The following is a 6,000-nucleotide window of genomic DNA, read 5'->3' as shown; positions in this document are numbered from 1 at the left end:
GTCACCTTGAAATCAATTGGAATGTTATGCAGCGCATCCACTGTAGTTTGTACCGTATAGGCCACTTCCGAGATGTTGTTTCGCGTCATTATTTGGCGACTATCAGGATCCGAAGTCGAAATTTGGGTAACCCCTGTAGTATCGATGGTGTTTTGATACCCAATGTATTTTTGTTTCTGAATGGTATGTTTTTTAATCTTTTTTGCAATAATTTGTTTTTCTAAAACATCCCCATCTTCTTTGGCTAAAGCCGCGTTATATTCTTGCAGTCTAGCATCGATATAGGCAATGTGACGTTCTATTTTATTAGAATTAAAATTATTTTTCTTGGAGTTTTGCGCTCGAAGTTTGGTACTGTCACCAGCGACAAGGCTTCCGCCAATGAGTTCAAAGTGAGCGGCGAGTTTTACCGTTGCACGAAAAACGCGCGCAATGGCTTTGGGATTGTTTTTACGAAAATTAGCAATGGTGTTGTGCTCAGGAACCAAACCTTTCAAAAGCCAAATGAGTTCAATGTTGCGATTGCACTCTTTCTCCAAAGTTCTGGAGGAACGCATGCGATTGAGATAGCCGTAAATAAAGAGTTTGAGTAAATCCGAAGGATGATAAGCGGGTCTTCCGTTTTCGACAAAATCGAAAGTAAATCCAAAATCAGCGAGTTTAAGACTGTCTACAAAAAGGTCAATGAGCCTGATTTCGTTGTCTTGCGCAATGGCATCATCAATCGATGAAGCAAAAAGCGGGAGTTGGTTTCTGTTAATTCCGTTGATGAATTTCATCCTTAAATATAATAAAAACCAACGAGTTATGCAAATTATTTGAACGATTTTTAGTACAATTTATTTAACAGGGAGAAAGGAGGTTATTAGACAGTTTGACGTTCTCGCGCTACAAGCAGTTTGGGATTAAATCGGCGTTATCTTTCGGATTTGCCAAATCTTCCAAATACAAACTAATTTTTCCATTAAGCCAAATCCCCAAATTGCTTGTAGCGTGTGTTACTGGAGGCTTGTTTTTGTCGAAATTACGATTAAACCGCAAATTTTTCACGCTTCTGTTGGCAAGTTCCAACTTTCACGTTTGTGATTTTCGGTTAGTAATTTTCAATGTTTTATTTTCAATTATTTACTTTTCGCTTTAAAATTCTGCGCAAAAAATTTTAAGTTTTTGCTTTTCAGTTTTCTGTTGGCAGATTCCAATTTTCACGCTTCCGCTTTTCAAGTTTCTGTTAGCAAATTCCAATTTTCAAGTTTTGGTTTTTCAGGTTTCAACTTTTCAAGTTTTTGCAGGCAAGTTCCAATTTTCACGCTTCTGCTAGTAAACTTCTTGCGGAAACAAATGCTTATATTCTGATTGTTTTCATCTGCGTAATTTCGGCACAAGTCTTCAGTAACGTCTCGCCACTTTGAGATGGCTGGAAATTCGTAACCTTTCAATTTTCGGCATAACGAAAACTTGATGTGTAACGATAATTCCACTAAATTCCAGCTAGCTCAAAATGGCTGTTACTGGAGGCTTGTTTTGTCGAAATTACAATTAAACAGCAAACCTTTCACGCTTTTGTTGGCAAAATCCAATTTTCGAGTTTCTGCTTTTTGGTTCGTAATTTTCGGCGTATTATTTTCTATTATTCACTTTTTGTATTAAAAATCTAAGCAAGAAATTTTCAAGTTTCTGCTGTCAGATTCCAACTTTCACACTTCTGTTTTTCAAGTTTCAACTTTTCAAGTTTCCGCTGTCAAATTCCAACTTTCACGCTTCTCCTTTCAGTTTCCAATTCATCAAGTTTCTGTTGGCAAATTCCAACTTTCACGCTTCTGCTTTGTCAACTTTCTGCGAAAACAAATGTTTTTTTTCAAATTGGAGTTACCTGCGTAATTTCGGCACAAGTCTCCAGTAACGTTCTCGCGCTACAAGCAGTTTGGGATTAAATCGGCGTTATCTTTCGGATTTGCCAAATCTTCCAAATACAAACTAATTTTTCCATTAAGCCAAATCCCCAAATTGCTTGTAGCGTGTGTTACTGGAGGCTTGTTTTTGTCGAAATTACGATTAAACCGCAAATTTTTCACGCTTCTGTTGGCAAGTTCCAACTTTCACGTTTGTGATTTTCGGTTCGTAATTTTCAATGTTTTATTTTCAATTATTTACTTTTCGCTTTAAAATTCTGCGCAAAAAATTTTAAGTTTTTGCTTTTCAGTTTTCTGTTGGCAGATTCCAATTTTCACGCTTCCGCTTTTCAAGTTTCTGTTAGCAAATTCCAATTTTCAAGTTTTGGTTTTTCAGGTTTCAACTTTTCAAGTTTTTGCAGGCAAGTTCCAATTTTCACGCTTCTGCTAGTAAACTTCTTGCGGAAACAAATGCTTATATTCTGATTGTTTTCATCTGCGTAATTTCGGCACAAGTCTCCAGTAACGTTTTGCTGCTTTGAGATGGCTGGAAATTCGTAAACATTCAACTTTCGGTTTTGCAGAAAGTTGATACGAAACGATAATTCCACTAAACTCCAGCTAGCTCAAAACAGCTGTTGTGCGTTCGCTTTTTTATTTATTCTGTTCTTTGTCAATTTCTTTTATAATTTCTCTTGCTTCGTTAATTGCGTTTTGATAAGATTTTTTATTGTATTTGGTAAAATTATCAATTCCCGACAAAATAATCTTTGTCTTCTTTTTCAGTAAAGTTGTATTGATATCTTCATCTTCTTTTCCATACATTAATAAATCTACATATCTTGAAGTGAGTTTTTCGTATGAATCTTCGACAAGGGCTATTTGTGGAATAGTTTGCTGATAATAACCCAAAACCTTATTTCTTATGTTTTGATTTTCAATAGTATTTATTTTTCCACTAGATTTAAATCCTTCATATCGACCATTATTCACTAATGTATTAATGAAATTTGTTCCTGAATTAATCTGTTGATGATTAGCTTTAATACTGTCTATTTTTTCTGGTGTAAGATGTAAAACAAATGATACTTGTTGTTGAGTTTCATTTAATAAATTTTTTGTGTTTTCTAAGTTTGAAATGTCATTTTGTAAATCTTCTTTCAATCCAATTAAAAATGTTTGTGCATCTTTCCGTTGATGCTTTTCTTCGCTCCAAGAGTGAAGCCAAATAGAAAGTGTAACTGCAAATACAATGATTAAAATTTCAGTAAGTATTTCTTTTACTTTTTCTTTGAAGGAATGTTCGCTATTATTCATCTCTGTGTATATTTTTTTTGAGTGTTTTATTATTTCTTCTTTCATATTTACTTTTATAATTATTTATTATTGTTTCGGTTTTCTGTTGCTCGAAAGTGACGCACAACGTTATGCCACTTTGAGATGGCTGGAAATTCGTAACCTTTCAATTTTCGGCTTAACGAAAACTTGATGCGTAACGATAATTCCACTAAATTCCAGCTAGCTCAAAATGGCTGTTACTGGAGGCTTGTTTTGTCGAAATTACAATTAAACCGCAAACCTTTCACGCTTTTGTTGGCAAAATCCAATTTTCGAGTTTCTGCTTTTTGGTTCGTAATTTTCGGCGTATTATTTTGTATAATTCACTTTTTGTATTAAAAATCTAAGCAAGAAATTTTCAAGTTTCTGTTGTCAGATTCCAACTTTCACACTTCTGTTTTTCAAGTTTCAACTTTTCAAGTTTCCGCTGTCAAATTCCAACTTTCACGCTTCTGCTTTTCAGTTTCCAATTCATCAAGTTTCTGTTGGCAAATTCCAACTTTCACGCTTCTGCTTTGTCAACTTTCTGCGAAAACAAATGTTTATTTTCAAATTGGAGTTACCTGCGTAATTTCGGCACAAGTCTCCAGTAACGTATCGCTGCTTTGAGATGGCTGGAAGTTCGTAAACGCTCAATTTTCGGCTTAACGATAACTTGATGCGAAACGGTAATTCCACTAAACTCCAGCTAGCTCAAAACAGCTGTTATGCGATGTTTTTCTTTGAAGGCTCAATTATGTTTATTATGATTTTCTTTTTTGATTTCAGGTTTATGTCAAACCATATATCTTCAATTCTTCTTAATATTGAATCAAATAAAAGCGGAACATCTTGTTCCATATTAGATTTTAAAGAAATTACAAACGTTTGATTTTCGATAATTAATTCGTTTTTGTATTCGGTTTTTCCATATTCGTAAATTTTTTCAGTCCAACCTTTCTCAATCAATATTTTTAAAAAACTTTTTAAGTTTCCAATGTTAATTTCATTGAATTCAAGTTGATAACTTAATTTTGAATCAATTTCCCAACAATTTTGTTTTACTAAAAAATTTTTAGGTTTCTCTTTGTCAAAAATGATTTTATAATTTGACCTAAAATTTTCAATTTCTTTTCCAATTTCTATTTTGTTTAAAGAGTTTGCATTAAGAAACTCAAATTGAAGATAAACTCCATTGATAACATAAGTTATTAAATTTTGAGTAGTTTTCTTTTCAAATTCTACATTTAAGAGATTAAAAAAGTTATCAATATATTCTTTCCAATTCGTCATTTTTTTTTCTTAAAATATTGCATAACGTTCCCTTGCTACAAGTGGTTTGGGGTTAAATTAAGCCTTATTTTCGGATTTGCCAAATCATCCCAAATACAAACCTATTTTCCCATCAAGCCAAATATTCAAATCACTTGTAGCAAGTGTTAGCGGTTGCCAGAGTATGCGGTTTAAGTCAGAATTCTAATTATAATCCAAAACGCTAAAAATATTCCACCGATTATTAAAATTCGATTTCCTTGTTTTCTGTCATTTTCTGAATATGCATAAATTCGGCTTCCATTTGGTAATGTTTTTTTATAAGTTAACAAATGCCAACCAATAAAAATCCCCAATAATCCGCCCAAAAATGCTGTTAAATATCCTACAATTATATAGATTTTTTGACCTTCCTCGGGTTTTGACAATTCTAAAATTCTTTGCTGTTTAATTTTTTCTATTTCTTCGGGTGTAATTTCTTTGCCTTTTTCTTTAAGTAGTTTTTTAGCAAGTGAAACGTCAAATTTATTCCATTCGTCACTTTTTGAAACCACGTCAATTAATTCATCGTCGGAAAAACTAAACAAATAATAATCTTTATCAATGTCATGAATTTCGTTTTCTGATTTATCAGCTAATATTTTATTGGCTTTTTCAAAATCACTTTTCTTGAGTTTTATACAATATTCTTTCCCAAAACCATTGTTAGCAAAAGTTGGGTCGAAACTCAAAGAATTGTCTTCTAGCAAAAAATCAATATTTTGTTCAGCTATTAATTCGCCTAATTCTTTTGCTGAATTTTGGTGATTAAATTTTTCAAATGTTATAAATTCTTCTTTCATATATATTTCTGTTTTTCGAACTGGTAACCGCTAACGTCCCGCTAGTAGGCGATGGTCGGGCTAAGTAAAGACAGTTTTTCGGATTATCACTAATTTCCCAAATACAAAACCATTTTTCCATTAAGCCTGATTCCCGACTATTGCTTACTAGCTGTTAGCACTAGTTTTTTTACCATTCTCTGGGAGCAATCAGTTCTTCTACATCAGCATTGAATCCATATGCTTTTGCTATAAAGTCAAAGTCTGCTCCAATCGATTCTCTAGCACCAGTTTCAATCTCGCTGTTATGCTCAAAGAATTCATTTTGTAAATCATTTATTTTTATAGTCGCTGTATGTGTTAACTTATAAAGTTCTTCAAGATTTTTCGGCGATGTTTTTTCAATATCAATGCATAGTTCAGTAAGAATTGTTTTCACTTTGTCAACGAGAAATTTTGGGAAATATGAATCAGCATACATATCTTTTAAATAAGCATAATTTTTCATTTTCTCGTTTTTTAAATTTTCTTGTTTTACAATTATGCTTTGATTTTTCATTTTCTCGTTTTCCAAATTTTCTTGTTTTATAATTGTGTTTTGATTTTTCACTTGCTGACCATTACAAGAAAACAAAATCAGAGAAATTATTACGATAATATGTTTTTTCATCTTTATAAAATTAGTGCTAACGTCCCGCTAG

General features: G+C 32.7%; 5 protein-coding genes. All 5 read right to left on the bottom strand.

All coding sequences use genetic code 11. The features are described 5' to 3' along the window. Window positions 1-779 (bottom strand): transposase (locus ACP7AQ_RS06410; RefSeq protein WP_426094850.1); only part of this gene is annotated, 779 nt, incomplete at its 3' end. Between the two features lie 1,764 nt (window positions 780-2,543). Next, window positions 2,544-3,251 carry a DUF6090 family protein gene (locus tag ACP7AQ_RS06405; RefSeq protein ID WP_426094849.1) on the bottom strand — a complete coding sequence of 236 codons (708 nt, stop codon included), beginning with the start codon at window positions 3,249-3,251 and terminating at the stop codon, window positions 2,544-2,546. 681 nt (window positions 3,252-3,932) lie between these two features. Then, window positions 3,933-4,499, bottom strand: a complete 567-nt coding sequence (locus ACP7AQ_RS06400) for a hypothetical protein (protein WP_426094848.1) — start codon at window positions 4,497-4,499, stop codon at window positions 3,933-3,935. Window positions 4,500-4,669: 170 nt separating this feature from the next. Then, window positions 4,670-5,320: a hypothetical protein gene (locus ACP7AQ_RS06395; protein WP_426094847.1), complete on the bottom strand. Its 651-nt coding sequence runs from the start codon at window positions 5,318-5,320 to the stop codon at window positions 4,670-4,672. A gap of 169 nt (window positions 5,321-5,489) precedes the next feature. Beyond that, a complete protein-coding gene (locus ACP7AQ_RS06390) occupies window positions 5,490-5,969 on the bottom strand; it encodes a DUF5713 family protein (RefSeq protein ID WP_426094846.1) in 480 nt (159 codons plus the stop codon). Between the last annotated feature and the right edge of the window lie 31 nt (window positions 5,970-6,000).

Source organism: Flavobacterium sp. DSR2-3-3, from assembly GCF_049896585.1.
In the GTDB taxonomy this organism is placed as follows: Bacteria; Bacteroidota; Bacteroidia; order Flavobacteriales; family Flavobacteriaceae; genus Flavobacterium.
The sequence above is the reverse complement of the archived record's forward strand: the minus strand, read 5'-3'. Positions and strand labels throughout refer to the sequence as shown.